Source organism: Streptomyces sp. NPDC093225, from assembly GCF_044753805.1.
GTDB lineage: Bacteria > Actinomycetota > Actinomycetes > Streptomycetales > Streptomycetaceae > Streptomyces.
The window spans coordinates 1-1,190 of the sequence record NZ_JBIVNX010000121.1 but is presented as its reverse complement, the minus strand read 5'-3'; the positions used below and the strand labels follow the sequence as shown (position 1 = coordinate 1,190).

At 68.0% G+C, this 1,190-nt stretch carries 1 protein-coding gene; it reads right to left on the bottom strand.

Translation table 11 applies throughout. The features are described 5' to 3' along the window. Positions 1-1,190 (bottom strand): methionine adenosyltransferase (gene metK / locus ACIQCH_RS38415; RefSeq protein ID WP_402589023.1); only part of this gene is annotated, 1,190 nt, incomplete at both ends.

Here is a 1,190-nt window from a genome sequence, read left to right as displayed (position 1 = left end):
CCGGCTGCCGCGCGCAGGGCGTCGACGCGGTCGGTGCGCTCCCAGGTGAAGTCCGGCAGCTCGCGGCCGAAGTGGCCGTAGGCCGCGGTCTGGGCGTAGATCGGGCGGAGCAGGTCGAGGTCGCGGATGATCGCGGCCGGCCGCAGGTCGAAGACCTCGGAGATGGCCTGCTCGATCGTGGCGGTCTCGATCGTGGCGGTACCGAAGGTCTCGACGAACAGGCCCACCGGCTCGGCCTTGCCGATCGCGTACGCGACCTGGACCTCGCACCGCGCGGCCAGACCCGCGGCCACCACGTTCTTGGCCACCCACCGCATCGCGTACGCGGCCGAGCGGTCCACCTTCGAGGGGTCCTTGCCCGAGAACGCACCACCACCGTGACGGGACATGCCGCCGTACGTGTCGATGATGATCTTGCGGCCGGTCAGACCCGCGTCACCCATCGGGCCACCGATCTCGAACCGGCCCGTGGGGTTGACCAGCAGCCGGTAGCCGTCGGTCTCCAGCGAGATGCCGTCCTCGGCCAGCTCCTTGAGGACGTGCTCGACCACGAACTCACGGATGTCCGGCGCCAGCAGCGAATCCAGATCGATGTCCGAAGCGTGCTGCGAGGACACCACCACCGTGTCCAGACGGACCGGCTTGTCACCGTCGTACTCGATGGTGACCTGCGTCTTGCCGTCCGGACGCAGGTACGGGATCGTCCCGTTCTTGCGGACCTCGCTCAGACGACGCGACAGACGGTGCGCCAGCTCGATCGGCAGCGGCATGAAGTTCGGCGTCTCGTCGGTGGCATAGCCGAACATCAGGCCCTGGTCACCGGCGCCCTGCTTGTCCAGCTCGTCCTCGTCGCCCTCGACCCGCTGCTCGTAAGCGGTGTCGACACCCTGCGCGATGTCCGGGGACTGCGAACCGATCGAGGTCGACACACCGCACGAGGCACCGTCGAACCCCTTCTTCGACGAGTCGTAGCCGATCTCGAGGATCTTCTCGCGCACCAGCTGCGCGATCGGCGCGTAGGCCTTGGTGGTCACCTCACCCGCGATGTGGACCAGACCGGTCGTGATCAGCGTCTCGACGGCGACGCGGGAGGTCGGGTCCTCGGCGAGAAGCGCGTCGAGGATCGTGTCGCTGATCTGGTCAGCGATCTTGTCGGGGTGGCCCTCGGTCACGGACTCCGAGGTGAACAG